This is a genomic window from Metabacillus halosaccharovorans (genome assembly GCF_002019635.1).
GTDB lineage: Bacteria > Bacillota > Bacilli > Bacillales > Bacillaceae > Metabacillus > Metabacillus halosaccharovorans.
In genome coordinates this window covers 2,082,898-2,108,224 of the sequence record NZ_KV917371.1, presented here as the reverse complement: position 1 = coordinate 2,108,224, position 25,327 = coordinate 2,082,898, and the positions used below count along the sequence as shown (strand labels likewise).

30 protein-coding genes and 1 riboswitch are annotated in these 25,327 nt (G+C 36.2%); of the genes, 3 read left to right on the top strand and 27 right to left on the bottom strand.

Going from position 1 to position 25,327, the window contains the following annotated elements; all coding sequences use genetic code 11:
• Nucleotides 1-54: 54 nt before the first annotated feature.
• Both scpB and BK577_RS09915 read right to left on the bottom strand, forming a co-directional pair.
• Nucleotides 55-648: an SMC-Scp complex subunit ScpB gene (scpB, locus tag BK577_RS09920; RefSeq protein ID WP_078432737.1), complete on the bottom strand. Its 594-nt coding sequence runs from the start codon at nucleotides 646-648 to the stop codon at nucleotides 55-57.
• Entirely contained in the window at nucleotides 649-1,398 is a 750-nt protein-coding gene (locus tag BK577_RS09915; RefSeq protein ID WP_078432736.1) for a segregation/condensation protein A, read from the bottom strand.
• A 208-nt stretch (nucleotides 1,399-1,606) separates the two neighbouring features.
• Between BK577_RS09915 and BK577_RS09910 the strand changes: the two genes are divergently transcribed.
• Nucleotides 1,607-1,699, top strand: coding sequence for a YjcZ family sporulation protein (locus tag BK577_RS09910; protein WP_026560263.1), 93 nt, complete (start codon nucleotides 1,607-1,609; stop codon nucleotides 1,697-1,699).
• 126 nt (nucleotides 1,700-1,825) lie between these two features.
• On the top strand, nucleotides 1,826-2,377 hold the full coding sequence (locus tag BK577_RS09905; protein WP_078432735.1) for a DUF309 domain-containing protein: 552 nt from the start codon (nucleotides 1,826-1,828) through the stop codon (nucleotides 2,375-2,377).
• An 89-nt stretch (nucleotides 2,378-2,466) separates the two neighbouring features.
• Here BK577_RS09905 and BK577_RS09900 read toward each other — a convergent pair whose 3' ends face one another.
• The 5 genes from BK577_RS09900 to BK577_RS09880 form a co-directional block, all read right to left on the bottom strand.
• Complete coding sequence (locus BK577_RS09900; RefSeq protein WP_078432734.1) at nucleotides 2,467-2,823, bottom strand: GNAT family N-acetyltransferase; 357 nt, start codon at nucleotides 2,821-2,823, stop codon at nucleotides 2,467-2,469.
• A gap of 217 nt (nucleotides 2,824-3,040) precedes the next feature.
• Nucleotides 3,041-3,508 carry a 6,7-dimethyl-8-ribityllumazine synthase gene (gene ribH, locus BK577_RS09895; protein ID WP_026560266.1) on the bottom strand — a complete coding sequence of 156 codons (468 nt, stop codon included), beginning with the start codon at nucleotides 3,506-3,508 and terminating at the stop codon, nucleotides 3,041-3,043.
• Between the two features lie 23 nt (nucleotides 3,509-3,531).
• On the bottom strand, nucleotides 3,532-4,725 hold the full coding sequence (locus BK577_RS09890) for a bifunctional 3,4-dihydroxy-2-butanone-4-phosphate synthase/GTP cyclohydrolase II (RefSeq protein ID WP_078432733.1): 1,194 nt from the start codon (nucleotides 4,723-4,725) through the stop codon (nucleotides 3,532-3,534).
• A 73-nt stretch (nucleotides 4,726-4,798) separates the two neighbouring features.
• Complete coding sequence (ribE, locus tag BK577_RS09885) at nucleotides 4,799-5,446, bottom strand: riboflavin synthase (RefSeq protein WP_078432732.1); 648 nt, start codon at nucleotides 5,444-5,446, stop codon at nucleotides 4,799-4,801.
• A 196-nt stretch (nucleotides 5,447-5,642) separates the two neighbouring features.
• A riboswitch (FMN riboswitch) is annotated at nucleotides 5,643-5,792 on the bottom strand.
• Between the two features lie 167 nt (nucleotides 5,793-5,959).
• Complete coding sequence (locus BK577_RS09880) at nucleotides 5,960-6,394, bottom strand: peptidylprolyl isomerase (protein ID WP_078432731.1); 435 nt, start codon at nucleotides 6,392-6,394, stop codon at nucleotides 5,960-5,962.
• A gap of 204 nt (nucleotides 6,395-6,598) precedes the next feature.
• On the opposite strand from BK577_RS09880, the gene BK577_RS09875 reads away from it, so the two are divergent.
• Nucleotides 6,599-7,483 (top strand): DUF1002 domain-containing protein, encoded by an 885-nt coding sequence (locus BK577_RS09875; RefSeq protein ID WP_180321207.1) that lies wholly within the window; start codon nucleotides 6,599-6,601, stop codon nucleotides 7,481-7,483.
• A 41-nt stretch (nucleotides 7,484-7,524) separates the two neighbouring features.
• Here BK577_RS09875 and lysA read toward each other — a convergent pair whose 3' ends face one another.
• The 20 genes from lysA to spoIIM form a co-directional block, all read right to left on the bottom strand.
• Complete coding sequence (gene lysA / locus BK577_RS09870) at nucleotides 7,525-8,847, bottom strand: diaminopimelate decarboxylase (protein WP_078432730.1); 1,323 nt, start codon at nucleotides 8,845-8,847, stop codon at nucleotides 7,525-7,527.
• 187 nt (nucleotides 8,848-9,034) lie between these two features.
• Complete coding sequence (locus tag BK577_RS09865) at nucleotides 9,035-10,513, bottom strand: spore germination protein (RefSeq protein WP_078432729.1); 1,479 nt, start codon at nucleotides 10,511-10,513, stop codon at nucleotides 9,035-9,037.
• On the bottom strand, nucleotides 10,510-11,076 hold the full coding sequence (gene spoVAEA, locus BK577_RS09860) for a stage V sporulation protein SpoVABEA (RefSeq protein ID WP_078432728.1): 567 nt from the start codon (nucleotides 11,074-11,076) through the stop codon (nucleotides 10,510-10,512). Before spoVAEA ends, BK577_RS09865 begins: the two co-directional genes overlap by 4 nt.
• Before the next feature lie 6 nt (nucleotides 11,077-11,082).
• On the bottom strand, nucleotides 11,083-11,433 hold the full coding sequence (gene spoVAE, locus BK577_RS09855; protein WP_078432727.1) for a stage V sporulation protein AE: 351 nt from the start codon (nucleotides 11,431-11,433) through the stop codon (nucleotides 11,083-11,085).
• A complete protein-coding gene (gene spoVAD / locus BK577_RS09850) occupies nucleotides 11,433-12,455 on the bottom strand; it encodes a stage V sporulation protein AD (RefSeq protein WP_078432726.1) in 1,023 nt (340 codons plus the stop codon). The genes spoVAE and spoVAD overlap by 1 nt, the downstream gene beginning before the upstream one ends.
• Before the next feature lie 15 nt (nucleotides 12,456-12,470).
• A complete protein-coding gene (gene spoVAC, locus BK577_RS09845) occupies nucleotides 12,471-12,920 on the bottom strand; it encodes a stage V sporulation protein AC (protein WP_026558935.1) in 450 nt (149 codons plus the stop codon).
• A gap of 16 nt (nucleotides 12,921-12,936) precedes the next feature.
• Nucleotides 12,937-13,359: a stage V sporulation protein AB gene (locus BK577_RS09840; protein ID WP_078433526.1), complete on the bottom strand. Its 423-nt coding sequence runs from the start codon at nucleotides 13,357-13,359 to the stop codon at nucleotides 12,937-12,939.
• Nucleotides 13,346-13,972, bottom strand: coding sequence for a stage V sporulation protein AA (locus BK577_RS09835; RefSeq protein WP_078432725.1), 627 nt, complete (start codon nucleotides 13,970-13,972; stop codon nucleotides 13,346-13,348). The genes BK577_RS09840 and BK577_RS09835 overlap by 14 nt, the downstream gene beginning before the upstream one ends.
• A gap of 251 nt (nucleotides 13,973-14,223) precedes the next feature.
• Nucleotides 14,224-14,985 (bottom strand): RNA polymerase sporulation sigma factor SigF, encoded by a 762-nt coding sequence (gene sigF / locus BK577_RS09825; RefSeq protein ID WP_078432723.1) that lies wholly within the window; start codon nucleotides 14,983-14,985, stop codon nucleotides 14,224-14,226.
• Nucleotides 14,986-14,998: 13 nt separating this feature from the next.
• The gene (gene spoIIAB, locus BK577_RS09820; protein WP_078432722.1) at nucleotides 14,999-15,439 is read right to left on the bottom strand and encodes an anti-sigma F factor; all 441 of its coding nucleotides are present in this window, start codon (nucleotides 15,437-15,439) and stop codon (nucleotides 14,999-15,001) included.
• Nucleotides 15,436-15,789 (bottom strand): anti-sigma F factor antagonist, encoded by a 354-nt coding sequence (gene spoIIAA / locus BK577_RS09815; RefSeq protein WP_026558930.1) that lies wholly within the window; start codon nucleotides 15,787-15,789, stop codon nucleotides 15,436-15,438. Before spoIIAA ends, spoIIAB begins: the two co-directional genes overlap by 4 nt.
• 97 nt (nucleotides 15,790-15,886) lie before the next feature.
• Nucleotides 15,887-17,050 carry a D-alanyl-D-alanine carboxypeptidase family protein gene (locus BK577_RS09810; protein ID WP_078432721.1) on the bottom strand — a complete coding sequence of 388 codons (1,164 nt, stop codon included), beginning with the start codon at nucleotides 17,048-17,050 and terminating at the stop codon, nucleotides 15,887-15,889.
• A gap of 250 nt (nucleotides 17,051-17,300) precedes the next feature.
• Nucleotides 17,301-18,602, bottom strand: a complete 1,302-nt coding sequence (locus tag BK577_RS09805; protein WP_078432720.1) for a pyrimidine-nucleoside phosphorylase — start codon at nucleotides 18,600-18,602, stop codon at nucleotides 17,301-17,303.
• A gap of 23 nt (nucleotides 18,603-18,625) precedes the next feature.
• The gene (locus BK577_RS09800) at nucleotides 18,626-19,447 is read right to left on the bottom strand and encodes a purine-nucleoside phosphorylase (protein WP_078432719.1); all 822 of its coding nucleotides are present in this window, start codon (nucleotides 19,445-19,447) and stop codon (nucleotides 18,626-18,628) included.
• Nucleotides 19,448-19,460: 13 nt separating this feature from the next.
• A complete protein-coding gene (gene deoB / locus BK577_RS09795; protein ID WP_078432718.1) occupies nucleotides 19,461-20,645 on the bottom strand; it encodes a phosphopentomutase in 1,185 nt (394 codons plus the stop codon).
• A 318-nt stretch (nucleotides 20,646-20,963) separates the two neighbouring features.
• Nucleotides 20,964-22,238: a group II intron reverse transcriptase/maturase gene (gene ltrA / locus BK577_RS09790; protein WP_078432717.1), complete on the bottom strand. Its 1,275-nt coding sequence runs from the start codon at nucleotides 22,236-22,238 to the stop codon at nucleotides 20,964-20,966.
• A gap of 531 nt (nucleotides 22,239-22,769) precedes the next feature.
• The gene (xerD, locus tag BK577_RS09785; RefSeq protein WP_078432716.1) at nucleotides 22,770-23,663 is read right to left on the bottom strand and encodes a site-specific tyrosine recombinase XerD; all 894 of its coding nucleotides are present in this window, start codon (nucleotides 23,661-23,663) and stop codon (nucleotides 22,770-22,772) included.
• Between the two features lie 6 nt (nucleotides 23,664-23,669).
• Nucleotides 23,670-23,897 carry a YqzK family protein gene (locus tag BK577_RS09780; protein ID WP_078432715.1) on the bottom strand — a complete coding sequence of 76 codons (228 nt, stop codon included), beginning with the start codon at nucleotides 23,895-23,897 and terminating at the stop codon, nucleotides 23,670-23,672.
• A gap of 124 nt (nucleotides 23,898-24,021) precedes the next feature.
• Nucleotides 24,022-24,480 carry a ferric iron uptake transcriptional regulator gene (fur, locus tag BK577_RS09775; protein ID WP_078432714.1) on the bottom strand — a complete coding sequence of 153 codons (459 nt, stop codon included), beginning with the start codon at nucleotides 24,478-24,480 and terminating at the stop codon, nucleotides 24,022-24,024.
• Nucleotides 24,481-24,597: 117 nt separating this feature from the next.
• Nucleotides 24,598-25,254, bottom strand: coding sequence for a stage II sporulation protein M (gene spoIIM, locus BK577_RS09770; RefSeq protein ID WP_078432713.1), 657 nt, complete (start codon nucleotides 25,252-25,254; stop codon nucleotides 24,598-24,600).
• Between the last annotated feature and the right edge of the window lie 73 nt (nucleotides 25,255-25,327).

The window sequence follows — 25,327 nt, the reverse complement described above, 5'->3', positions numbered from 1 at the left end:
TGTGAATCAGACAAAAAAAAGACTGACCTAAAAGTATTTTCAGGTCAGTCAAAATTAGTTCAAGTCTTCTAATGTTTCGTTAAACTTTTCAAAGAAAAGATCTGCTTCCTCTTGTTCAAATTCGTTATCTTTTTCCGGAAGTGGCGGGAGTTCCTTTATTGACTTCAATCCAAAATATTCCAGGAATTCTTTAGTTGTTCCATACAATATTGCACGTCCTGTTCCCTCAGCTCTCCCGACTTCTTTAATAAGGATTTTGGTTACCAGTGTTTGAATTGGTCTCTCTGTTTTCACACCGCGAATTTCTTCAATTTCTGCTCTAGTGATTGGCTGTTTATATGCCACAATCGCTAATGTCTCTAATGCAGCCTGTGAAAGTGAGCCATTTCCAGGTGATTCAACTAATTTTTTTAAATACATAGCATGTTCTTTTTTTGTTGTAAGTTGATATTGACCTGCAACTTCTACAAGCTCAATACCCCGGTCTTTCTTTTTATAACTTTCAACAAGTTCTTTCATGATATCCACGACTTCCTGTTCTTCTACCTCTAAAACCATCTTTAATTGTTTCAGGGAAAGACCCTCGTCGCCGGAAGCAAATAATAATGCTTCTACGATTGAATTCCAATCAATCACACCTAAGGCCATTTAAGTTTCACTCCCCATAATAAAAATATCTGAAAAATTATTCTCTTGCTCGATAACAATAGAATGTGTCTTCATTAGTTCTAAAATTGCCAAAAAAGTCACAACTAAGTGCTCTTTACTATTAGAAGGAAATAAATCTTGAAATTTTCTTCGGCCTGGTTTTGACCTTAAATCAGTTAATATTTCTTCCATTCTTTTTTCAATCGGAATCTCCTGACGTGCAATTTTGGTTTGAACCGGCTTTTGAATTTTCTTTCTCCGTAACATTTTTTGAAAAGCACCTAACATATCATAAATGGATACATTTAAAGATTCCATATGAGCCGTAGATTCAGTCACAAATTCACTTAAATCACTTGGAGCCTTTGTATAAACTTGTGAACGATCTTCTTCTAGTGATCTAAGATCCTCTGCAGCCTCTTTATATTTACGATACTCAATTAATCGCCTCATCAACTCATCGCGCGGATCTTCCTCAGGCTCTTCTCCATATTCATCCTCAAAAAGTTCTTCTTCTTGTTTCGGAAGCAACATTCTGCTCTTTATCGACAATAATGTTGCTGCCATAACTAAATATTCGGATGCAATATCAAGCTGGAGCTCTTGCATTGTATGAATATATAACATATACTGCTCTGTTATCTCTGACACAGGAATATCATATATATCAATTTCTAAACGGTTTATTAAATGAAGTAATAAATCTAAAGGTCCTTCAAATGCGTCTATTTTTACGTGATACTTCAATATCTATCCCACCATTCTTACTACTAGCCACCATATAGTATAGATTAAATTCTTAACATGTCCAATAGTTATTTATCGTTTGTATGGTTACTGGCAAGACCTTCAAAAAAAACTAAAAACTTCAAAAGATAGACTTCTGCCTATACAATTTAATCTTTCACTCATATATTACAAGTGTATAAAAGCTAAACATGAAGGAGGATTCAAAAACATGGGTGATCAAGGTTTTAACTACGGTGCAGGCTTTGCGTTAATTGTTGTATTGTTCATTTTGTTAATTATCGTAGGTGCTGCTTGGTTATAATAGCAAAATGAGGTTGCTGATTTCTCAGCAACCTCTAAACTTTTTAACGAGTCATATATAAATTCATTTCTTGTTTTATGTTACACTGTCATTAAGAAATGATGGGATTGAAGGTGTTAACGTACAATGTTTGACCGAGCATATATAGAATATCTTGTCCATTTTCATTGTGATCGAGATTATTTTGAATGTCATGAAGTTCTTGAAGAACACTGGAAAAAAGATGCACTAAATAATAGAAAGAAATATTGGGTTGGGTTAATTCAAATCGCCGTTGCGCTTTATCACCAAAGAAGAGAAAATTTTAGTGGAGCTTTAAAAATGATTTCAAATGCCATTAAGATTATAGAAAAAGAAAAAGACCATATCGAACAATTAGGGTTACATAGTGATCAGCTTCTTAATTTACTTGTGAATAGAAAAGAGGATATACAACATCAACTTCCATATAAAAGTATAAACCTTCCAATAATAAATAAAAACCTAATGAAAGAGTGCCTGTTAATTTGCCGTAAAGAGGGAATGGAATGGGGAATTGAAAGTAACTTAAGAAACCTCGATCTAATTCATAAACATATGAGACGAAATCGAACTGACGTCATTAAAGAACGTTTAGTTGAATTAGAAAAAAGAAAAAAAAATCGAGCTGTTCATACAGAGAATAATCCAAATTTGTAAGGGTCAGACCTCCGGACTTTCTCCTACCTTCTATCTAATATGAAGGTATTGAGAAATGATAAGGAAGTCTGACCCTCTTCATTTAACAATTACTCTTTACAATCTTTACATTTTTCAAAAAAAGCTTCTGTTTCGTCATTTGGAATAACTGTTTTGTTCTTATAAAGATCTGTTACCGCATATACCATTTGTTTACCAATCCCTTGTTGTCTGTGAGACGGGTTAACGGTAATATGTTGAACTTCAACAAGGTCTTCTCCTTTAAAAACGACACCAATAGCACCAATGATATCTTCGTCCTGTTTCCATAAAAACAATTGCCACTCAGCTGATGTTTCATATTGTTTTATTGTTTGTTGTAATTGCTTTAAGTCCTTTTCTGCCGGCATAAATGACAGTAGACCCATAGCAATTTTTTCAAAACTTTTTTTAAAGCGAATTAACATAGATACCCCTCATTAACGAATTAGCCTTCAATATGAAAGCAAAAGTGTTTAAAACCGTACAAAAATTAGCTGGTTTACCTTGCTTTAAGGTATAAACAAGGTTTGACTTTAGCCAAATTCACAAATAAATACAATTATATATATGATTCAAAATTATACATTGTTCTCAATCATTATAAACAGTTTTTCGACGATTTTAAACACCTTTTTTGGAAAATTAATCAAGAGTCTTTAATAAATTTCCCATTTCAATTGCTGTTACAGCAGCTTCATAGCCTTTATTACCAGCTTTTGTTCCTGCTCTTTCAACTGCTTGCTCAATTGATTCAGTTGTTAATACACCGAAAATTACCGGTACACCTGTTGTTAATGATGCTTGTGAAACTCCCTTTGCAGCTTCGTTGCAAACATAATCATAGTGAGTCGTTGCACCGCGAATGACAGTACCTAAAGTAATAACTGCATCATATTTGCCGGACTCAGCTAATTTTTTTGCTACTAATGGTAATTCAAATGCACCTGGAACCCAAGCTACGGTTACATCAGATTCTTCGACACCATGTCTTTTTAAAGCATCTTCCGCTCCTCCTAGTAGCTTTGAAGTAATAAATTCATTAAAACGCGCTACCACAATTGCAACTTTTAATCCACTTCCAATTAAATGACCTTCAAATGTTTTTTTCATCCTTAATTCCTCCAATTTTCTATTTAAAAATGTAAGTAATGACCTAGTTTTTCAAATTTTGTTCTTAAGTATTGCTCATTTTCTTCTCTTGCAGGCATTTCAATTGGTACTCTGTCTATAATCGTTAAGCCATAGCCTTCAAGTCCAGCAATTTTACGAGGATTATTTGTTAAGAGCTTCATTTTTTCAATTCCTAAATCTTTAAGTATCTGAGCACCAATGCCATAATCTCTTAGATCTGGACCAAATCCTAACTTTTCATTTGCTACAACGGTATCATACCCTTGTTCTTGAAGCTTATAAGCTCTCATTTTATTAATAAGACCAATACCTCTTCCTTCTTGTCTCATGTAGAGTAATACACCTGTACCCTCTTTTTCAATTTGAGAGAGTGCAGCATGTAATTGTGGTCCACAATCACATCTGTAAGAACCAAATACATCTCCTGTAAGACATTCTGAATGGACTCTTACTAAAATATCCTCTTCAGGGTTAATCTCACCTTTTACAAACGCAACATGTTCTTTTTGATCTAATACATTAGAATAACCAATTGCTCTAAAAGAACCAAATTCAGTTGGCAATTCAATTTCAACTTCTTTCTTCACCAACTTTTCTCTACGGTTGCGATATTGAATTAAGTCCTTAATCGTAATAATCTTTAGGTCAAGCTCTTCAGCAAGGATGAGAAGATCAGGTACTCTTGCCATTGTTCCATCTTCTTTTATGATCTCACAAATAACTCCACCAGGCTTGGCACCACATAGAAGAGACAAATCTACCGCTGCTTCTGTATGGCCTGCTCTACGGAGAACTCCACCTTCTTTCGCAATTAACGGAAAGGTATGTCCTGGTCTTTTAAAATCTGAAGGCTTAGATTCATCTGATAAAAGTGCTCTTACTGTATCAGCACGTTCAAACGCACTAATTCCTGTTGCATTTGTTTTATGATCAACACTCACTGTGAAAGCTGTTCCATGTGGATCTGTGTTATGAGTGACCATAGGGGAGAGATCCAACTTAGCTGCCTGTTTTTCAGTTAATGGAACACACACAAGCCCTCTGCCGTGCTTTATCATGAAATTAATCGCTTCAGGAGTCACTCTATCTGCAAGTGAAACAAAATCCCCTTCATTTTCACGATCCTCGTCATCAACCACAATGACTACTTTACCCTCTCTTAAATCTGCTATCGCCTCTTCAATTGTATGGAACATGATATAACTCCTTTCATAGATGTTACATGTTAAAGGCATTAAGTCAGCTAGTTAGCTTATATTTAAACCTGTTTTAAGCAAATCCATTCTCTTCCAAAAATGATTTACTTAATGAAGGACCTTTCGTGTGCACTTGCTGAGAAACAAATTTTTTTATATATTTCCCAACCATATCACATTCAATGTTCACAATATCGCCAACACCTTTTGTACCTAAAATAGTTTCCCCTAAAGTGTGAGGAATGATTGAGATAACAACTTTTTCTTTGTCTAACCCAAAAATTGTCAAGCTAATACCATCCACTGTAATAGAACCTTTATGGATCAATGTACTTGTCAATTCTTCGGGTACCTGTATTTCATAGTAAACCGCGTTCGACACCTGATGTTTTTTTGTAATTTTCCCGATACCGTCAACATGACCGGAAACAAAGTGACCACCGAATCTTCCATTAGCTGCCATCGCTCTCTCTAAGTTTACTGGTGACCTTTTTTTCAATTGGGATAAAGAAGTACTCCTAACTGTTTCGGGCATCACATCAACAGAGAATGATTCAGCTGAAAATTCTGTGACTGTTAAGCAGACTCCGTTTACTGAAATACTATCACCTAAAGAAACATCGTGAAGAATATGCTTCGCCCCTATTGTGAATACAATCGCTTCTTTAGAGTTTTGTACACTTTGAATTGTGCCAATCTCTTCAATAATTCCTGTAAACACTTAATTTCCCCCTTCCTGTGTAAAGATGTCATATTTACGTTTACATTGCTTTGCTTATTTTATGCAAAGCAAAAAAAGCCCACTGTCAAAAAGACTAGGGGCTTTGGTAAATGTCAGAAATTGATATTTGAGTATGTCAAATAAGAGTATTAAATGTCTATTTTTTCACAGACTTTAATACACCGCAAAAATTCACGCAATTCTTCTCCCATCCAGACTTTCACTGTCGGCTCTAGAATCTCACTAGATCCACCGTTAACAAATTAAGTTAACGGGTCACGGACTAAGAGGGGTCATCCCCTTCAACACCGCCGGTAGGGAATTTCACCCTGCCCCGAAGAATGTAATACGAAATATGAAATTATAAATTATATTTTATCCGTATAATGAGAATGTTGCAATCTTTATGTTTCTTTTTTAGAAATTTAAAAATTGGTATGATGTTAAAATGTATCATAGAACAAATAAAAAGAACTGTCCCGGAATTGAGACAGTCCTTTTTTAGGTTAGATTTTATTCTTCAAAAACTTTTACTTCTTTCATTACATCATTCGGTTTAATTTTATAAACTGCTTCAAGATTATCAACTACTTTACCAAATACAGTGTGAACCCCATTTAAGTGAGGCTGTGGCTCGTGAACGATAAAGAATTGGCTTCCACCAGTGTCTTTCCCAGCATGTGCCATTGAAAGTGAACCTGCTTCATGCTTATGTGGATTGCCTTGTGTTTCACATTTAATTGTATAGCCTGGACCGCCTGTTCCTGTTCCATTCGGACATCCACCTTGTGCTACAAATCCAGGAATAACACGATGAAAAGTTAATCCATTATAGAAACCTTCATTAGCAAGCTTTTCAAAGTTAGCTACAGTTCCTGGTGCTTCATTCGAGTAAAGTTCCAATGTCATGATATCTCCGTTTTCCATCGTAATTTGCGCTTTTTTCATATGTATGAAACCTCCAATATGTTTTGTACGTCTAATAGACATGAATACTTACCTATTCTACTATACTCAAGGGAGGAATACCAAATAGATCGTATTTAAATAATATTAAGAAATTCTTAATTTCCATTAACCATGTATTGACTTTTACAAAAAAGCACTATAATAGATGGGAAGAGTCATTGTTTTAAATAAGGAGGCATTATCTTGAAAAAATATATAATAGGTTTCATTGCTTTACTTTTATTTGCTTTTCCATCTTTAACCTACGCTGATGCTGTAGTTGGGGATATGACCATTACTCTTGGAGAAAATTTAACAGAAGAGCAAAAACAAACCATTTTAAAAGAAATGAATGCGACATCAGATGATCAAATCATTACTGTGTCTAATGAGGAAGAACATCAATATTTAGGTGACTATATTCCAAAAGCTACTATAGGTACGAAAGCAATTTCATCTACAAGCATTACAATTGAAGAGTCCGGTTCAGGGCTTGAAGTAAAAACAAAGAATATTAACTGGGTTACAGATGAAATGTATTTAAATGCCCTTATGACAGCCGGTGTTAAAGATGCATCTATTTACGTTACAGCTCCTTTCGAAGTTTCAGGTACTGCTGCTTTAACAGGCTTGATAAAAGCATATGAGATTACTTCCGAGGAAGCTATACCTGAAGATGTAAAACAGGTTGCTAATGAAGAACTTGTCACAACAGCCAAACTTGGAGATGAGGTTGGAGCGGAAAATGCATCTGCTTTAATGGCAAAAATCAAAGATGAAATTGCTCAAAATGGAATGCCTGAGACAGATGCGGACATACGTACAATGATCGAAAATGCAGCGAATGAATTAGGAATTACTCTGTCTGAAGAACAGATCAACAGTTTAATTGATTTATTTAACAAAATGAAGGATATTAATATTGATTGGAATCAAGTAGGTGACCAACTTGACCAAGCAAGAGATAAAATATCAAACTTCCTTAATTCTGAGGAGGGGCAAACTTTCTTAGAACAAGTAAAAGAGTTCTTCATTTCACTGTGGAATGCTTTCATTTCTATCTTCACAAACAATGAGCAGTCAGCATAAAAACGAGAGCAGTGACATACTGCTCTCGTTTTATGTTACCGTTATTTATTAATTACTTTTGATTGTAACGGTAAGTCATTGACAATCAAATCTTCAAAACTCTCTCTTTTCACTACAAGTTGTGCCTCACCGTTTTCAACGAAAACAACTGCTGGTCTAGGGATTCTGTTATAATTATTTGCCATTGAATAACCATAAGCACCTGTACAGAAAACAGCCAAAATATCATTTGATTTTACTTCCGGTAATGGAAGGTCCCAAATTAACATATCTCCGCTTTCACAGCATTTTCCTGCAATTGAAACTGGGACATCATGCTTTTCTAAAGCCCGATTTGCTAATACTGCTTCATATTTTGCTTGATATAAAGCAGGACGAATATTATCACTCATCCCACCATCAATCGCTACATATTCTCTGATATTAGGAACAGTTTTTGTTGAACCAGTTGTATACAATGTTGTTCCCGCATCACCTACTAGTGATCGGCCTGGTTCAATCCAAATCTCCGGCATTGCAATACCCATTTCATTTACTTGATTTTTTACAGCCTCAACAATTTTTTCCACATAATAAGTTGCCGGAAGCGGCTCATCTTCTGCTGTATAGCGAATTCCAAAACCTCCACCCAGGTTCACAACCTCGGGGATAAATGAGAATTGGCTTTTCCATTCCTTGATTTTCATAAATACTCTTTCAGCTGCTAGGACAAATCCAGCAGTATCGAATATTTGAGAACCAATATGGCAATGAATTCCCAGCAATTGAATATGACTTGAATCCAATACTGTCTCGATCGCCTTTTCAATTTGTCCATTTAATAAACCAAATCCAAACTTTGAATCCTCTTGTCCTGTTGTAATATAATCATGTGTATGTGCTTCAACACCTGGCGTGACTCGTAGAAGGACCGATATTTTTTGTCCAGATGTTTTGGTGAGGTCTTTTAAAAGTTCAATTTCAAAGAAGTTATCTACAACAATACACCCTACACCGTGGTCTAATGCCATTTTAAGTTCTGCTTTGCTTTTATTGTTACCATGTAAATGGATTTTTAAAGCAGGGAATCCTGAAGCAATGGCTGTATATAACTCACCGCCTGATACAACATCCAATGAGAGACCTTCTTCATCAATAAGCTGAAACATGGCAATCGATGAAAATGCCTTACTAGCATAAGCAACTTGTGCTTTAACGCCCATTTTTTCAAAAGCTTCTTTAAAGCTTCGAGCACGTTCTCTTATTAACGCTACATCGTAAATATAAAGAGGTGTACCATATTCTTTTGCCAATTGAATGGTATCCACTCCGCCTATTTCTAAATGCCCTTTTTCATTTATCTTACTAGTACCATGTAAGAACAAAATGTATCCCCTCTTTCTACAACTAGGCTTTTACGTTTAACTTATCTTGCCTGTAAATTATTTGATTAATTATTCAAGGAAAAAGACAGTTAACACCAGCTGGTCATTAACTGTCTGTTTTGAAAATTCTGCATGAAATTAAACATACAATATCATAAAAGAGGGGTTCTTTCAATGTCACTTTACCCTATTCCGGTTGTTTTTTTACGTTTTGAGGATGAACAATACTCGGTCTAAGCTTAGCTCCCGGGACAGATGTACGGATAATGATTTGCCATAAGGCCATCGCATTAAAAGGAAGAAACGGCCATAGGTAAGGGGTGTTTAATGATTTTATTCTTGCAAGTAAGAAGATAAAAAGTGTACATCCAATAACAAAGCCTTCTAATTTGAAAGCAGCAACTGCAATTAACAAAATTAACCTCGCCATTTTATTTGCAACACTCAATTCATAACTTGGTGTAGCAAAGGTTCCAATTGCAGCAACAGCTACGTATAAGATTACCTCCGGCACGAATAAACCAACATCAATCGCAATTTGACCGATCAACGCAGCAGCGATTAAACCCATTGCAGTTGAAAGAGATGTTGGTGTATGTATCGCAGCCATTCTTAAAAACTCGATCCCAAAATCAGCTAAAAATATTTGTAACACAATCGGAATATTTTTTTCTTCATTTGGTCCAATAAAAGCTATATTTACAGGTAAAAGAGAAGGTTCCAGAACAAACAAAAACCATAATGGTAAAAGGAAAATGGATGCTATGATTCCTAAAAACCTGACCCATCGTAAAAACGTACCTACTGCTGGTGCTTGGCGATATTCCTCCGCATGCTGAACATGATGAAAGAATGTAGTAGGAGTGATAATGACACTCGGCGATGTATCCACAATAATTAATACATGCCCTTCTAATAAGTGATTAGCCGCAACATCCGGTCTTTCTGTATACCTTACTAAGGGATACGGATTATAGCCCTGCTTGACTAAAAATTCTTCGATTGTTTTATCAGCCATTGTAATTCCATCAACTTTGATTGTATCAAGTTCTTTTTTAATGGTTTTAACTAGTCCGGGGTCGGCCACATCTTTGATGTAAGCAAGACAAACATCTGTTTTCGAGCGTTCACCAATTTTCATCATTTCATAACGCAAACGTTCATCTCTAATCCTTCTGCGGATTAAGCCTGTGTTAACAATAATATTTTCGACAAACCCGTCCCTTGCTCCACGGACAATTTTTTCTGTATCAGGCTCTTGAGGTTGTCTGCCGGGATAGCTTCTTACATCAACAACCAAGCCATAGTCCGAACCTTCCATAAGGAAAACGATTAACCCTGAAAGTACTTGGTCAACCACTTCATCCAATGTTCTTATCTTTTGGACTGATTGGTTAACAATTCTATTTTCTAAAATTTCCTTGAATTTTATATGATTTACTTCACTATCATTTATTAATGATACATTCTTTAATATTTGAGTAATGTAATTCGTATCACATAGACCATTTAAATAATATATATTTACTTGAAAGTCTAGTATGGTCAACTTCCTTACACCTAAATCAAAGCTTGTATTAAGTCCAACATGTTCGGTGAAAAATTTTTCACTTTCTGCTAAGTTTCCCGTTATCGGATACTGTTTAGCTTCTGTCTCTGAAGTCAATCATAACCGCTCCTTTCTAGTATTAATTCAACAGCTTTCATTGTAATTGGTGATCCAATTTTCACACTATCTTTTCTAGCCATTTTGCCAATGTCCCCAATTCCAACAATAACTGGTACCTCTAATTGATCTAAACAATACACCGTATCACCGCTTATTCTTCCAAGTTCAAGATCTTTAAGTCCACTTTTATCTACACCGTATTCGGTTAATTCACCAAATCTGTCAATGCTAACATCAACTCTCGTCCACTCTGTTTGATGTGTTTTGGACGCTACTGCAATGACACCTAGGACCTCTATTTTGGGATGTTCTGCAACATATTTTAAAGCTACTTCACCAGCGCCTTCACCTAATAATCCACAATCATCAAACATGACAAAGACAGGGTCATTTTTTGCCTGAAGTATAAGCTCAACTATTTGGCTACCACTAAGAATAGTAGGATTTCCCTGGGTTTGCGAAATGGTTCTTCCCCCTATTTGAGCTGCTACATATTCAATTGTTCTTGCTGCATATTCATCTCCATCAGTAACAATAATGACCCTCGCTTTTTCTGCCAATGTAACCTATCCTTTCGGTTTAAAGATAAGTGCCATAAGGAATGCAAATAAAATTGCTGCTGAAATACCTGCTGAAGTTAATTCAAATATTCCAATTCCAATTCCAATAAATCCATGCTCCTTAGCCTGTTCCATTGCTCCATGTAGAAGGGAGTGTCCAAAACTAGTAATAGGTACAGTTGCCCCCGCTCCGGCAAACTTTATTAATTTATCATAAAGTCCAAATCCATCTAATATTGCCCCTGATACTACAAAGGAACTCATGACATGAGCCGGGGTTAGTTTAAATACATCTAAAAGGATTTGACCTATTACACAAATAGCTCCTCCGACAACGAATGCTAATAAATATTCCATTAGCTATTCACTCCTCCATCCGCTCTTTCGAAAACAACTCCATGTGCTATTGTTGGAATCGATTCTTTCTGTTGAATCATTGTTGGGCTAAGTAATGCACCCGTTGCTACAACAAAAACTCGCTTTAAATTACCTGCATTAAGTTCGTTAAAGATATGTGAATATGTTACGACAGCAGAACAACCGCATCCACTACCACCAGCAAATACTTTTTGATCCGGGCGATAGACCATTAAGCCGCAATCATTATGCTTATCATGAACATCGTAGCCTTCTTCCTTTAATAACTCTTTTACAATTGGACTGCCAACACCGGATAGATCTCCTGTTAAAAAAAGGTCATAATCATCTGGAGTTCTATTTAAATCTTTTAAATGTTGTGCAATGGTATCCGCTGCTGCCGGTGCCATGGCAGAACCCATATCGAACGGATCCTTAATCCCTAAATCTGCTACTTTTCCAATTGTCGCAGAGGTAATTTTAATATTACTTACTTCTTTATTAATTAGTACTGCACCTGAACCAGTTACAGTAAAGGTTGCAGTATCAGGCTTTTGCCCACCGTATTCCGTTGGATAGCGAAACTGTCTCTCTGCTGTGGCATTATGACTACTTGTTGCAGCAATTACTTGACTAGCAAAGCCTCCATCAACTAAAGCTGATCCCATTGCGACTGTTTCCATTGATGTTGAACAAGCACCAAACATACATAGAAAGGGAAGACTGAGATGTCTTGCTACATAATTTGCCGTTACATTTTGATTCAGCAAATCTCCTGCTAAAAATAAATCAATTTCATCTATTGTTTTATTTCCTTTTGTAAGACATTGCTCAACTGCCTGCTCCATTAACCTTCGTTCTGCTAGTTCCCAGTTATCTTCACCACAGTGAAGTTCTTTATGCTTTATATCAAAATACTGGCCAAGTGGTCCATCTGCTTCTTTTGGACCAACAGCGGTTCCACTTGAATGGACAAATAAAGGATTCTCAAATTGCCATGTTTGCTTTCCAGTTAGTTTCAATTTTTCCACCCCACCTTAAAATGCTAGTCCATAAAAATAGCGAATCATTCCGACGATATAGGCAGCCACAACACCAAAAACGATGACACTTCCTGCTAACTTGAACATATTGGTTGCAACTCCTAATACAACACCTTCACTTCTATGCTCAATTGCTGCACTTGTCATTGAGTTAGCAAACCCTGTAACAGGTACAGCAGATCCTGCTCCTGCAAATTGTCCAAGCTTATCATAGATACCAAACCCTGTTAATAAAGCAGATATTAAAATCAACGTGGCAACAGTCGGATTTCCTGCATCTTTTTCTGAAAAGTGAAAAACATTCATATAAAAATTTTGAATTCCTTGGCCACATAAACAAATAAATCCACCTATTAAAAACGCCTTTAGGCAATTAATAAAATATGGTGGCTTTGGTTGATAATCTTTAATTTTATTCTTATAATCTTCTTTCATTTTCGCCATATTCATTCAGACCTCCTTAATGATTCACAAAATACATCCAATGAAATAATGAACCGGCAATCTTACCAAACACAATAGCCATTAACAAAACCAGAATCTTTTCACCAAGCCCGACCCTTTTAGCAAGAATAGGGAAAACATTTAATACTTCTGTAAGGGCTGCCGCCAACATTCCTATAAATATTCCACAAAAAAGACCAATTGGAATTAACCAAAGCTCTGATTGAAACAACAAACTATTTCTTAAACTAGCCCAACCTACCAAAACAGTGCCTAATATAATTGCCCACTCATAGACATGGATAAACTGATAGGTCTTTGTTAACTGTGTTAGTCTGGGAATAATCCCTAAAACAGCCAAAAATGCTACAAAGCCTGAACCGACAACTAGTCCCCCGGATAATCCGATTATAATGAGAATGAGACTATTTATTATCATGATCATTTGTATTTATATTTTCTTTATTTTCATTCATCGCAACATACTGATCTAAATCAAGTTGATAATTAAATATTTCTACCTCTAAGGGACTTGGTTCTTCATTAATTCTCTTTTTAAATAAGTGATTGAAAAACAATATCATTCCTAATCCGAGACCTAGTGAATAAGGTATCTGCAGGATTAGCGGCTGGTCATTCTCTCTTCCTGTTACAATCTTGTATATACGTTGGTGGACAGCCTGCATGCTCACATCTTCGTGGAAATTCATAATCGCCAACCCGGCTCCAATAAAGAGCAAAAGCCAGACGATACAAAATAATAAAGGTGATAGTTTCTTCTTTTTGTACATAATTTCAACAATGGTCTGGTTTGATCCCAATGCCTGAATATCAACTTGGCGATCAAATTTTCTTATTTCCTTTAAGACATGCATAATATCGATAACAACCATATTTTTATCCCTTAATTGGACTTTATGAATGACAATTTTCTTTAGTTTATCTGTCAACTCCTTATCGCCTACGATGAGTGCAATTTTTCCAATAGTAATGACATCGTTAGGATGTACTTGAATTCGGTGACGAAGTCTGATATATACCGTCTTATCCATCAAGGTTCACTTCCTAATGATTGTGATTGTTGAAACCTTTCCTTTACATTACTCCTTGAAACAAGTAAAACATTTGATTGTATATGTAGTATGCATTGCCTTAATTTTAATCATGCAGTCCTGTAAGAAAGTCCAACAATTACCATTGGTTTTTAAAGGAGAAAAAGCGGTTGAAAAAGTACAAAAAAAAAGAAGAATACTCATTATCCTCCAAAAATGAAAATGGAGTGATAATCAATTATTCTTCCTCTTTATATTTGATTCATTTTGTCTTTCATTTGCTGCAAGATCTTTTTCTCAAGTCTGGATACTTGCACTTGAGAGATTCCGAGCCGATCAGCTACCTCTGACTGTGTTTGATCTTTATAATATCTCAGGAACACAATAAGTCTCTCTCGCTCATCTAAATCTCGAATGGCGTCCTTCAATACAATTTTATCAAACCATTTTGTTTCCGTATTGTCAGCTATTTGATCTAGTAATGTAATGGGATCTCCATCATTTTCATAAACAGTTTCATGGATAGATGAAGGTGCTCTTACAGCTTCCTGTGCAAGTACAACATCTTCAGGAGCAATATCTAGGTAGGAGGCTATTTCAGCAACCGTTGGTACTTTTCCCATTGTTTTAGATAATTCATCTCGTGCCCGTCTGATTTTATTTCCTAGTTCCTTTAAGGAACGGCTCACTTTTACTGTACCATCATCGCGAATAAAACGTTGAATTTCACCAATAATCATCGGTACAGCATACGTCGAAAATCTAACATCATAAGATAAATCAAATTTATCAACAGATTTTAGTAATCCGATACTGCCAATTTGAAATAAGTCATCAGGTTCGTATCCACGATTTAAAAAACGCTGGACAACAGACCATACTAATCTCATGTTTTTTTGGATAATTAAATCTCGTGCTTCTTGGTCACCTTCTTGACTACGACGAATTAATTCCTTAACTTCATGATCCTTTAACTGTGTATTCGATTGATCGTTCTTGACCTCCACATCCATAGCAAGTCTCCCTTTAATTGCATAAAGCTTTACTTTTCGATAAGTGTTTTACCAGTCTAACAGTTGTTCCATTTGATTCAGAGGACTCAACTGAAATTTCATCCATGAAGTTCTCCATGATCGTAAACCCCATCCCGGATCTTTCTAGTTCAGGCTTTGTTGTATAGAGAGGCTGTCTTGCCTCTTCAACATCAACAATCCCCATTCCTTCGTCACGGATTGTTAATTGAACCATTTCATCCTCTAACGTGACAGAAATATACACAATACCATTTGGATCATTATCATATCCGTGGATAATGGCATTTGTAACTGCCTCCGAAACCACCGTTTTAATCTCTGTTAATTCATCCATTGTCGGATCTAACTGAGTAATAAAAGCAGCTACTGTAACCCTTGCAAATGATTCATTTTGACTTAGCGCTGAAAATTGAAGGTTCATTTCGTTTTTCATGATGCCACCCCCAAAGTCTGGAGCGCTTTGTGCTCATTCTCTTCTAATCGAATAATTTTAAATAAACCTGACATATCAAATAATCGTTTGACTGCCGGAGAAATTGCACATACAACCATTTCTCCACCGGTTGCTTTAATTTGTTTATATCTTCCTAAGATAACACCCAATCCTGAACTATCCATAAACGATAGTTGTCCAAGATTTAATACAATATGCTGAATTTGATTTGCAGCTAAAGTGTCTGTCACTTTTGTACGTAATTCTTCTGCTGCATGATGATCAAGTTCACCTGAGAGTCTTATACAAAGTACAGATTCTTTCACATCAAGTTCAATCGCTAGACTCAAGGTTTTTACCCCTCCTTAAATTCTGGATAAAGAGTCAATTCTTGATTGAACTTTGATTTTCCTGCCCGATGACAAAACTAGTGGTATTTCGTCAACATTAGCCAGCCTTTGTAAAGTCGCCCATTACTCTCTTAAACATTGTCCACCAGCTCGCCTCGTCAATATCCTTTTCTGCAACAAGTTTACTCTCTGCAATCAATTTGCCGTCTTTCTTTAATTGGAGAGTTCCAAGCTCATCTCCTTTATTCACAGGAGCTTTAATATCATTTTTCATTAAAATTTCTTGTGTCACATCATCGACCTTTTCACCTTTTTTCGTTAAAACAGAAATAGGCTCTGACGTCATAAGATTTACTTCTTTTTCACTGCCTTTGCTAACTTTCAATTGTGATAACACATGATCTTTTTCGAATAAAGGATGTGTTTGATATTGACTAAACGCATAGTCAAGCATTTTTGTAACTTGTGCATTACGATCTTTAGGAGTATCTGCTCCAAATACTACTGCGATAACACGCATATTGTCTTTTTTTGCAGTTGCTGTTAAACAATATTTCGCTTCATTTGTAAAGCCTGTTTTCACTCCATCTACTCCAGGATAAAACTTTACAAGCCGATTTGTGTTCACAAGCCAGAATTTTTTATCTGTTCCTTCACGTAAATAGTCTTCATATTTACCAGTAAAGTTCGTAATTTCTTCATATTTTAATAATTCTTTCGCCATTAAAGCCATATCATGAGCTGAACTATAATGATCTGGTTCCGGTAAACCTGTTGGGTTTTTGAAATGTGTATTTTTCAATTCAAGTTCTTCTACTTTTTTATTCATCATATTGACGAATTCATCAGCAGATCCTGCGATTTTTTCAGCCATTGCAACGGAAGCATCATTACCTGATCCAATTGCAATTCCTTTTAGCATTTGCTCCACAGTCATTTCTTCTCCAGGCTCAAGAAAGATTTGTGATCCTCCCATTGAAGCAGCATATTCACTTGTACGGACCTTTTCATCCCATTTAATTTGTCCTTTATCTAGCGCTTCCATAATAAGAAGCATTGTCATTATTTTTGTCATACTTGCTGGAGGAAGTTTTTCATCACTGTTTTTATCATACAAAATGGTTCCGGTATCCCGTTCAATTAAAACAGCAGACTTCGCTTTATCTGCAAGCTCGACAGTTGTTGATTCTTTAGCTAAAGCCATTGGTGTTACAGAAAGCAGCATTGTTATAAGCGTTAAACACGATATCACTCGTTTCATTTCATAAGCCCTCCATTCTTTATACTTTCCATTTTTTCCAGTAGGAGGGAAAATATACAAGGGTTGGAAGAATTTTTTGAGGTTGCTTACATTTCAATACAATAAGTGGTATTACTCGTAGTTCCAGAGGAGTTGAGATTTAGTGAAGAAAGTAATTTATATGAAGTCGTAGCCTTTGTTTGCGTCACTTCTCTTTTCTATGCAATATCCAACTAAAAAACCACAGCCTCCGGCTGTGGTCTCCTAGTAACTATTCAACAGTTGCATAAATTAATTTCGGTGCTTCTACCTTTTGGTCACTAATTGAAATACTTGCATAAAGCTTTTCTTTTACATCTTCTACATTTTCGCGATTACTATGGATTGTCACTAAGGATTCACCCTTTTTAACTGTATCGCCAATTTTCTTGTTTAAGACAAGCCCGACGGCCAGGTCAATTTGGGATTCTTTTGTTGCGCGTCCTGCCCCTAGTAGCATGGCGGCTGTTCCAATTGAGTCTGCAATCATTTCAGATAAATAGCCATCTTGTTTTGCTTCAAGTTCAATTTTATATGTTGCTTGTGGCAGCGTTTCAGGTTTATCTACAACTGATCCATCTCCACCCTGGGCCTCAAGGAACGTTTTCATTGCCGCTCTCGCTTTGCCATTGTTCATAACTTCAATAAGCATAGATCTGGCTTCTTCTAAAGACTGAGCTTTTTCAGCCAAGAGTACCATATAGCTTCCAAGTGATAAGCAAAGTTCTTCTAAGTCTTTTGGACCTTTGCCGCTTAAAGTATCGATTGCTTCTTTTACTTCTAACGCATTGCCGATTGCAAATCCGAGTGGTTGACTCATATCAGAGATGATGGCCATTGTTCTGCGGCCAACTAAGTTTCCGATATCGACCATTGCCTTTGCTAATTCTTTTGAGTCATCAAGATCTTTCATAAAAGCACCTGCACCTGTCTTGACGTCAAGAACAATAGCATCTGCTCCTGCAGCAATTTTTTTACTCATAATAGAGCTTGCTATGAGAGGTATACTGTTTACTGTAGCGGTTACATCTCGCAATGCATATAAGCTTTTATCCGCAGGAGTAAGATTCCCGCTTTGACCAATAACAGCAATTTTATTTTTGTTCACTAATTCAATAAATTGTTTGTTTTCAATCTCAACATGAAATCCTGGTACTGATTCAAGCTTATCAATTGTTCCACCGGTATGTCCAAGTCCTCTTCCTGACATTTTTGCTACCGGTACGCCTACTGCTGCTACCAACGGACCTAGTACAAGGGTAGTTGTATCACCCACACCTCCTGTACTATGTTTATCAACTTTAATACCCTCTACTTCACTTAAATCAATGGTATCTCCGGAATGTACCATCGCCATTGTAAGTTCAGCCCGTTCATGATCTGTCATTCCTTGAAAATAGATTGCCATTGTAAAAGCACTCATTTGATAATCAGGTATGTCTCCTGAGGTGTAGCCTTTTATAATATAATGGATTTCTTCCTTTGTTAGTTCTTTTCCATCACGTTTTTTTTCAATTAGATCAACCATTCTCATTGCATATCACCTTTTTATTCAGATTAGGAGTTGATTTTTTCTACAATACTTTTCACCAAGTTCAAAAAGTTAGCACGGACTTTCTCTGTTGTTTCTATTACTTCATCATGTGATAGAGGCTGATCGAGAATTCCTGCAGCCATGTTTGAAATACATGAAATACCCAATACTTTTAATCCGGCATGTCTTGCTACAATTACTTCTGGAACTGTAGACATACCTACTGCGTCACCTCCAATAATTCGGAGAGCACGTACTTCAGCCGGAGTTTCATATGATGGGCCTGTATTTCCAACATAGACTCCTTCCTGCAATTTAATATTTAACTCACTTGCAACACTTTTCGCTAATTCTCTTAAAGTACGATCATAGCTCTCAGACATATCCGGGAATCGGGCACCAAATTCCGAAACATTAGGACCAATCAATGGGTTTGTGCCCATATTATTAATGTGATCACTTATTAGCATTAGATCTCCTGCTTCAAATGTTTTGTTGACTCCTCCCGCAGCATTTGTCACGATTAATGTATTAACCCCTAATTCCTTCATAACACGAACCGGTGCAGTTACTTTCTCTAAGCTATAGCCTTCATAGAAGTGAAATCTTCCTTGCATGGCTACTACTTTTACACCTTTTAATTGGCCAAAAACGAGCTGGCCTGCATGCCCTTCAACAGTTGACACAGGAAAATTAGGAATCTCGTTGTATGGAATTTTTACAGGGCTTTCAATTTCATCTGCCAGCACACCTAAACCAGAGCCTAAAATTAAACCTATGCTTGGCGTATCATTGTATTTTTCTTTTAAGTAATTAGCTGCTTCTCTAATTTTTTCGATATTCACTATGTATCTCCTCCTATTTCAACTCAGACAGAAAGCTTTTGCCATATGCAGGCAGTTTTACTTTGAAGTTATCAGCAATCGTTGCCCCTACATCAGCAAACGTTTCTCTTAACGGAAGTTCTTTTCCTTCGGTAAAATTTGGGCTATAGACTAACAATGGTACATATTCTCTTGTGTGGTCAGTACCATGATGTACCGGGTCATTTCCATGATCAGCCGTAATAATTAGCAGATCGTCTTTCTTTAATTTATCTAATACTTCTGATAACCTTTCGTCATATTCTTCAAGAGCTTTACCATATCCTTTTGGATCCCTCCTATGGCCAAAAAGGGCATCAAAATCAACTAAGTTCAAAAAGCTTAATCCAGTAAATTCCATATCTAACGTTTCATTTAACTTGTCCATACCATCCATATTAGATTTTGTACGTAAGGATTGAGTAATTCCTTCTCCATCATAAATATCAGCAATCTTCCCAATTGAAATCACATCGAATTCACTGTCTTTTAGTTCATTCATTACAGTTCGATCAAAAGGTTTTAGAGCATAATCATGGCGGTTGGCTGTACGAGTAAATTCACCTGGATTTCCAAGGAATGGTCTTGCAATAATTCGTCCAACCATATATTTATCATTCATCGTCATCTCTCTTGCCAATTCACAGATTTTATATAATTCATCAAGAGGGACAATTTCTTCATGTGCTGCAATCTGTAGAACGGAGTCAGCTGAAGTATAAACAATGAGACTACCTGTCTTCATATGTTCTTCACCTAGTTCATCTAAGATTTCAGTTCCAGAAGCAGGCTTGTTTCCAATAATTTTTCTTCCTGACTTTTCCTCTAACTCTTTTATTAAATCATCTGGAAATCCTTCCGGGAATACTTGAAATGGCTGCTCTATATTCAGACCCATTATTTCCCAGTGTCCTGTCATGGTATCTTTACCATTTGATGCTTCTTGCATTTTTGTATAAAAAGCAAGTGGATGAGGTTGTTTTGGTATTCCTTTAATTTCGCGAATGTGACTTAAACCTAATTTCGCCATATTCGGCATGTTTAAGCCGCCCATATGTTCAGCAATATGTCCTATTGTATCCGCACCTAAATCGTTGAACTTTTCTGCATCGGGTGCTTCACCAATTCCTACAGAGTCTAATACGATTAAAAATACTCGCTTATATGTATATTTCTCCATACCATTAATGTCCTCCTTTACTTCATACCTTAATATACTTTTCCATTTATCATAACATTCCATTCTATAAGAGGGACTTGTCAGAAGTCTGACAACTATTCCATTTCCATTATATACTTTATTAAAGTATATTGACAACTTAACTCCTCTATCATTCTCTTATTTTAATATTAGAAAAACATGGCTTATCGCCAAGCCCTAATGGCGAAGCCCTTAGTTTTTATACTTTCAAATAGATCGAGTAGAGGGAAAAATAATTTAATTATTTTCGCCCCTCTCACACCACCGTACGTACGGTTCCGTATACGGCGGTTCAATTTATATTACAGTGTGTACTTTTAGATAATGATCTAAAGCAGAGGGAAGTCCCCTCTGCTTTAGTCTTTTATTTGAGATTGCTCTTTGAACAACTTTCGATAATCCGATGTATCGATAACCTCTTCGACAGAAGGTTAATCCCTTCGCCTCTTCCTCAGGGATTCCTAATTGGATAAGCGATTTGATTCGTTTCTTCGATACCTTCCATTGCTTCCAGATGATGACTCTAATTCTGGAGCGAAGCTTCTTATCTATCTCAGTCATTGCTTTTTTCATATTCGAGATTCTAAAGTAGTTAACCCACCCAAGTATGACTTGTTTTAGTTTTAAGGTTCGGTAGCCTAGCGAAACACTCCAATTTCGCTTTGTTAATTTTCGAAGCTTCCTTTGAAATTTTTGTATTGACGTTGAATGGGGTTTTACTTGGTATTTCTCATTCTTAAAATCGTAATAATATCCAAATCCTAAGAATTTCAAATCTTTTGGACGGGAGATTTTACTCTTTTCTCCATTCACTATTAACCCTAATTTATTTTCTATAAATCTCACGATTGATTCCATCACTCTATTCGCTGCTTTCTCACTCTTCACGAAGATTAGGGCATCATCAGCGTATCTCACGAATTGAAGTCCTCTACTTTCTAGCTCCTTATCCAGTTGGTTCAACATAATATTACTCAGCAGTGGGCTTAGGTTTCCTCCTTGCGGAGTTCCAACTGGTGTTTCTTCATATCTTCCATTCTCCATAACTCCACTGACAAGATATTTCCTTATAAGGGAAATGACATCTCCATCATCTATTGTATTAGAGATGATCCGCATGAGTTTATCGTGATGGACTGTATCGAAAAATCTTTCAAGGTCAATATCCACAATCCAATCGTATCCGTCATTTAGAAATTCCAAGCTTTTAATAATTGCCATCTCACAACTTCTTTTTGGTCTAAAGCCATAACTGAATTCACTGAATTGCTTTTCAAATATTGGACTGAGAACTTGATGAATGGCTTGTTGAACTACCCTATCCACTACTGTTGGTATTCCCAATTTGCGCATCTTACCATTTTCTTTTGGGATCTCCACTCTTAAGGCAGCTTGTGGTTGGTACTTTCTTGTTCTGATGCGCTGACGTAGCTCATCCTTGTTCTCTCTCAGATATTGTTTCAGTTCATCGACCGTTATTCCATCGACCCCACTAGCACCTTTGTTTTTATATACACGCAAGTAGGCTTCATTCATATTTTGATTACTTAGAATTTGTTCTAAAAGTTCCACACTCGTTTCTCCTTTCCTCTCACGTAGTAAGTGATAGCTCCATTTTGGTTATCCTTTGAGGTACGCCCATACTTTCACCATTAACACATTCGGAGTATGTCACTTGCGCATTCGTGGTGTTGAAACACTATAAATTGTTCAGCCCTTCATGAAATTACTTCACTACTATGGCTTCTGCTGACTTCTTGCGACTAACCTTTTTCGACTGTACCTTTTGTACATCCGCAAGATCTCCCAGGGTAAGACAACCATCTTTCCTCTTTTACTCGCCTGATCTACTTTACAAAGTTACGTACATCTTTTGGACTTTAACTTGTTTAGGAGTCTTATCCCTTTGTAAAGCCTTAGTATCAGATTTCTGTTCGTCGAGCCAAGATTTTATTCCACGCTTCCTCCAGCCCTTATCTCACGATAAGTACCTTGCGCTTCCTTAGTGGTTGGTCGATGTGTACCCCCACAGTGGACTTTCACCACCTAGATAGTTGCCATGCCTGGCACACTAAAAAAAGCACCTCCCTCCTGGAGATGCTTTTATGCACGAGGATGAAATTGATTGTAAACATCCTTAAGTCTTGATTTTGTTACATGTGTATATATTTGAGTGGTAGATATATCAGAATGTCCAAGCATCTCTTGAACTGCTCGTAAGTCTGCTCCATTTTCAAGTAAATGTGTGGCAAATGAGTGCCTTAGCGTATGAGGGGTTATTTCATTTTTTATGTTGGCCTCAAGGGCAATTTTCTTTAAATTTTTCCAAAAACCCTGCCTTGTTATTCTCTTACCATGATGGTTGATAAATAAGGCTTCTGTTGGTTCCTTTTTATTCATTAGCTTTGAGCGGCTACCTTCAACATAATTCATAATCGCATCTGTCGCAGTTCTGCCTATAGGAACAATTCTTTCCTTGTTCCCTTTTCCATAGCAACGAATAAAGCCCATTGTCAGGTGAGCATCTGTTAAATTCAAATTAATCATCTCACTTACACGTATGCCTGTTGCATACAGGAGCTCTAACATGGCTTTATCCCGTAAGCCAAAAGGAGTTGTTGTTTTTGGAGTTTCAAGGAGCTGTTCTACCTCCTGAAGCGAAAGAACTTTAGGTAAATTTCTTTCTAGTTGCGGTGATTCAATTAACACGGATGGATCTTGGTCTGCCTGCTTTTCTCTCAACAAAAATTGGTGAAAGTTACGAATAGATGCTGTATGCCTGGCAATCGTTTTGCTCGATTTCCCGGATTCTTTTAAAAATTTTAAAAATTGAATGATATGAAGACGGGATACATCATTAAAAGAAACAATTTTTTGGACTTCATTTAAATGCTTTTGATAGCTTTTCAAATCTCGCTCATAGGAAACAATTGTGTTGTTTGATAATCCTCTTTCTACGATTAGGTAATGGATAAAATCTTTTATTTGATCCTTCAAATTTGTCTACTCCCCGTTATCAATAAAGAAAATCAATCTGTTTAACCAGCTTTCTTCCTCATTCTTCATCATTTTTGTTACCTTCAATGCTGCACCTTCCGGTTGATCATAACGATGCATTTGTTGATATTCTAAGTTCACCCAAATAATAGCATAATAGAACAAAATCGTAAATCCAGTAAAAAGGACAAAAACTTTGATCATATCCTTTACGGTTTTTAGCCACCTAATCATAGCTACCTCCAATAATCTTTTCTACTTTTTTATGTGATTATTAGAAGATATGCCAAAAAGGACAAACTTTATACATGCTTTTTCAGAAAATAAAAAGCCTAACATTTTGTTAGACTTTTAGGATTTATTCTTCATTGTTCTCGCCTTTTTCCTGACATTTTACACAAATACCATGAAAAGTTAAGCGATGATCTTTTATTTTGAATTTCCAGTCGCGTTCGACTATTTCCTCTACATCTTCAAGAAGATCTTCTTCAATTTCTGCTACTGATCCACATTCTATACAAACTAAATGATGATGAAAGTGTGCTGCGCCTTCTTTACGAAGGTCGTATCTGGAAACACCGTCACCAAAGTTAATTTTATCGACTACTTTTAATTCAGTTAATAATTCCAATGTACGATAAACAGTGGCTAAACCTATTTCAGGTGCCTTTTCTTTAACGAGAAGGTAGACATCCTCTGCACTTAAATGATCTTCTTCGTTTTCAAGTAATACCCGAACAGTTGCTTCACGCTGTGGTGTTAGCTTATAGCTTGCCGTATGCAACTGCTTTTTAATCCGATCAATGCGGTTTTCCATAACACTTTTCCTCCCTCGCCGCGTTCCCAAAACTATTATATATCATAGGTGAGGAAAGTGTCCAACTAAAATGATTTTAATGTAATAAAAATAAACATTTTTATTTAATAATAATTATTATTTACTGACGAATTCTACAATATTTTTCATTAGAAATGGTGATGCATATGCCTCAAAACCTGATGCAAGTAGTGCTATTACTCCTATAAAGACAAAAACGGACGCATATCGCATAAAAAGTGTCAATGGAGCCTCTAATGTACTTGATTTCTTCACAAAGAGCTGCCTAATAATTTTTAATGAAAAGGATATTGCTACAGAACACATAATGATAAAGGCTGGAATTAGTAAGATATTTTGTGGTAAAACCGTTACAAACGATAGCAGAAAACCTTTTAAGCCTAACTGATTAACTAAAAATCCAACTGTAAACCCTACTACCATACCTTTTATAAAAAGCATAACAAGAATCACAGGTAGTCCAATTATTGATATTCCAAGGATCCACATTAATCCTAGATATTTTAAATTATGAAAGAAGCTTTGATGAAACATATCGGCTGCACTTGCAACTTTTCCTTCTGCTACTTGTCCAAAAAAACGATTTAAATAATAGTATAAATCCTCTTTTTGGCTTAAATTCATGCTGTTGACAATAATAGCCCCAAAGATGACTCCCATCAAAAATAAAACAAATACAAACAAATATATCGAAGAATACTCCTTAAGATGCTGCTTTATCATTGCACTAACTGGCAGTTGTTGTCTTCGCATAAATTATTTCCTCCCGTCCTTCACTTACTAGAGTATATGAGAGGAAACGTAATCTATGACTTAAAAAATGCTT

Bases quoted from the DNA above. Each gene is read 5' to 3' on its own strand.
- scpB (WP_078432737.1), bottom strand. From the start codon at position 648: ATGGCCTTAGGTGTGATTGATTGGAATTCAATCGTAGAAGCATTATTA.
- BK577_RS09910 (WP_026560263.1), top strand. From the start codon at position 1,607: ATGGGTGATCAAGGTTTTAACTACGGTGCAGGCTTTGCGTTAATTGTT.
- BK577_RS09905 (WP_078432735.1), top strand. From the start codon at position 1,826: ATGTTTGACCGAGCATATATAGAATATCTTGTCCATTTTCATTGTGAT.
- BK577_RS09900 (WP_078432734.1), bottom strand. From the start codon at position 2,823: ATGTTAATTCGCTTTAAAAAAAGTTTTGAAAAAATTGCTATGGGTCTA.
- ribH (WP_026560266.1), bottom strand. From the start codon at position 3,508: ATGAAAAAAACATTTGAAGGTCATTTAATTGGAAGTGGATTAAAAGTT.
- BK577_RS09890 (WP_078432733.1), bottom strand. From the start codon at position 4,725: ATGTTCCATACAATTGAAGAGGCGATAGCAGATTTAAGAGAGGGTAAA.
- BK577_RS09880 (WP_078432731.1), bottom strand. From the start codon at position 6,394: ATGAAAAAAGCGCAAATTACGATGGAAAACGGAGATATCATGACATTG.
- spoVAE (WP_078432727.1), bottom strand. From the start codon at position 11,433: ATGGAATATTTATTAGCATTCGTTGTCGGAGGAGCTATTTGTGTAATA.
- spoVAC (WP_026558935.1), bottom strand. From the start codon at position 12,920: ATGGCGAAAATGAAAGAAGATTATAAGAATAAAATTAAAGATTATCAA.
- BK577_RS09840 (WP_078433526.1), bottom strand. From the start codon at position 13,359: ATGATAATAAATAGTCTCATTCTCATTATAATCGGATTATCCGGGGGA.
- BK577_RS09835 (WP_078432725.1), bottom strand. From the start codon at position 13,972: ATGGATAAGACGGTATATATCAGACTTCGTCACCGAATTCAAGTACAT.
- sigF (WP_078432723.1), bottom strand. From the start codon at position 14,985: ATGGATGTGGAGGTCAAGAACGATCAATCGAATACACAGTTAAAGGAT.
- spoIIAB (WP_078432722.1), bottom strand. From the start codon at position 15,439: ATGAAAAACGAAATGAACCTTCAATTTTCAGCGCTAAGTCAAAATGAA.
- BK577_RS09810 (WP_078432721.1), bottom strand. From the start codon at position 17,050: ATGAAACGAGTGATATCGTGTTTAACGCTTATAACAATGCTGCTTTCT.
- BK577_RS09805 (WP_078432720.1), bottom strand. From the start codon at position 18,602: ATGAGAATGGTTGATCTAATTGAAAAAAAACGTGATGGAAAAGAACTA.
- deoB (WP_078432718.1), bottom strand. From the start codon at position 20,645: ATGGAGAAATATACATATAAGCGAGTATTTTTAATCGTATTAGACTCT.
- BK577_RS09780 (WP_078432715.1), bottom strand. From the start codon at position 23,897: ATGATTAGGTGGCTAAAAACCGTAAAGGATATGATCAAAGTTTTTGTC.
- fur (WP_078432714.1), bottom strand. From the start codon at position 24,480: ATGGAAAACCGCATTGATCGGATTAAAAAGCAGTTGCATACGGCAAGC.
- spoIIM (WP_078432713.1), bottom strand. From the start codon at position 25,254: ATGCGAAGACAACAACTGCCAGTTAGTGCAATGATAAAGCAGCATCTT.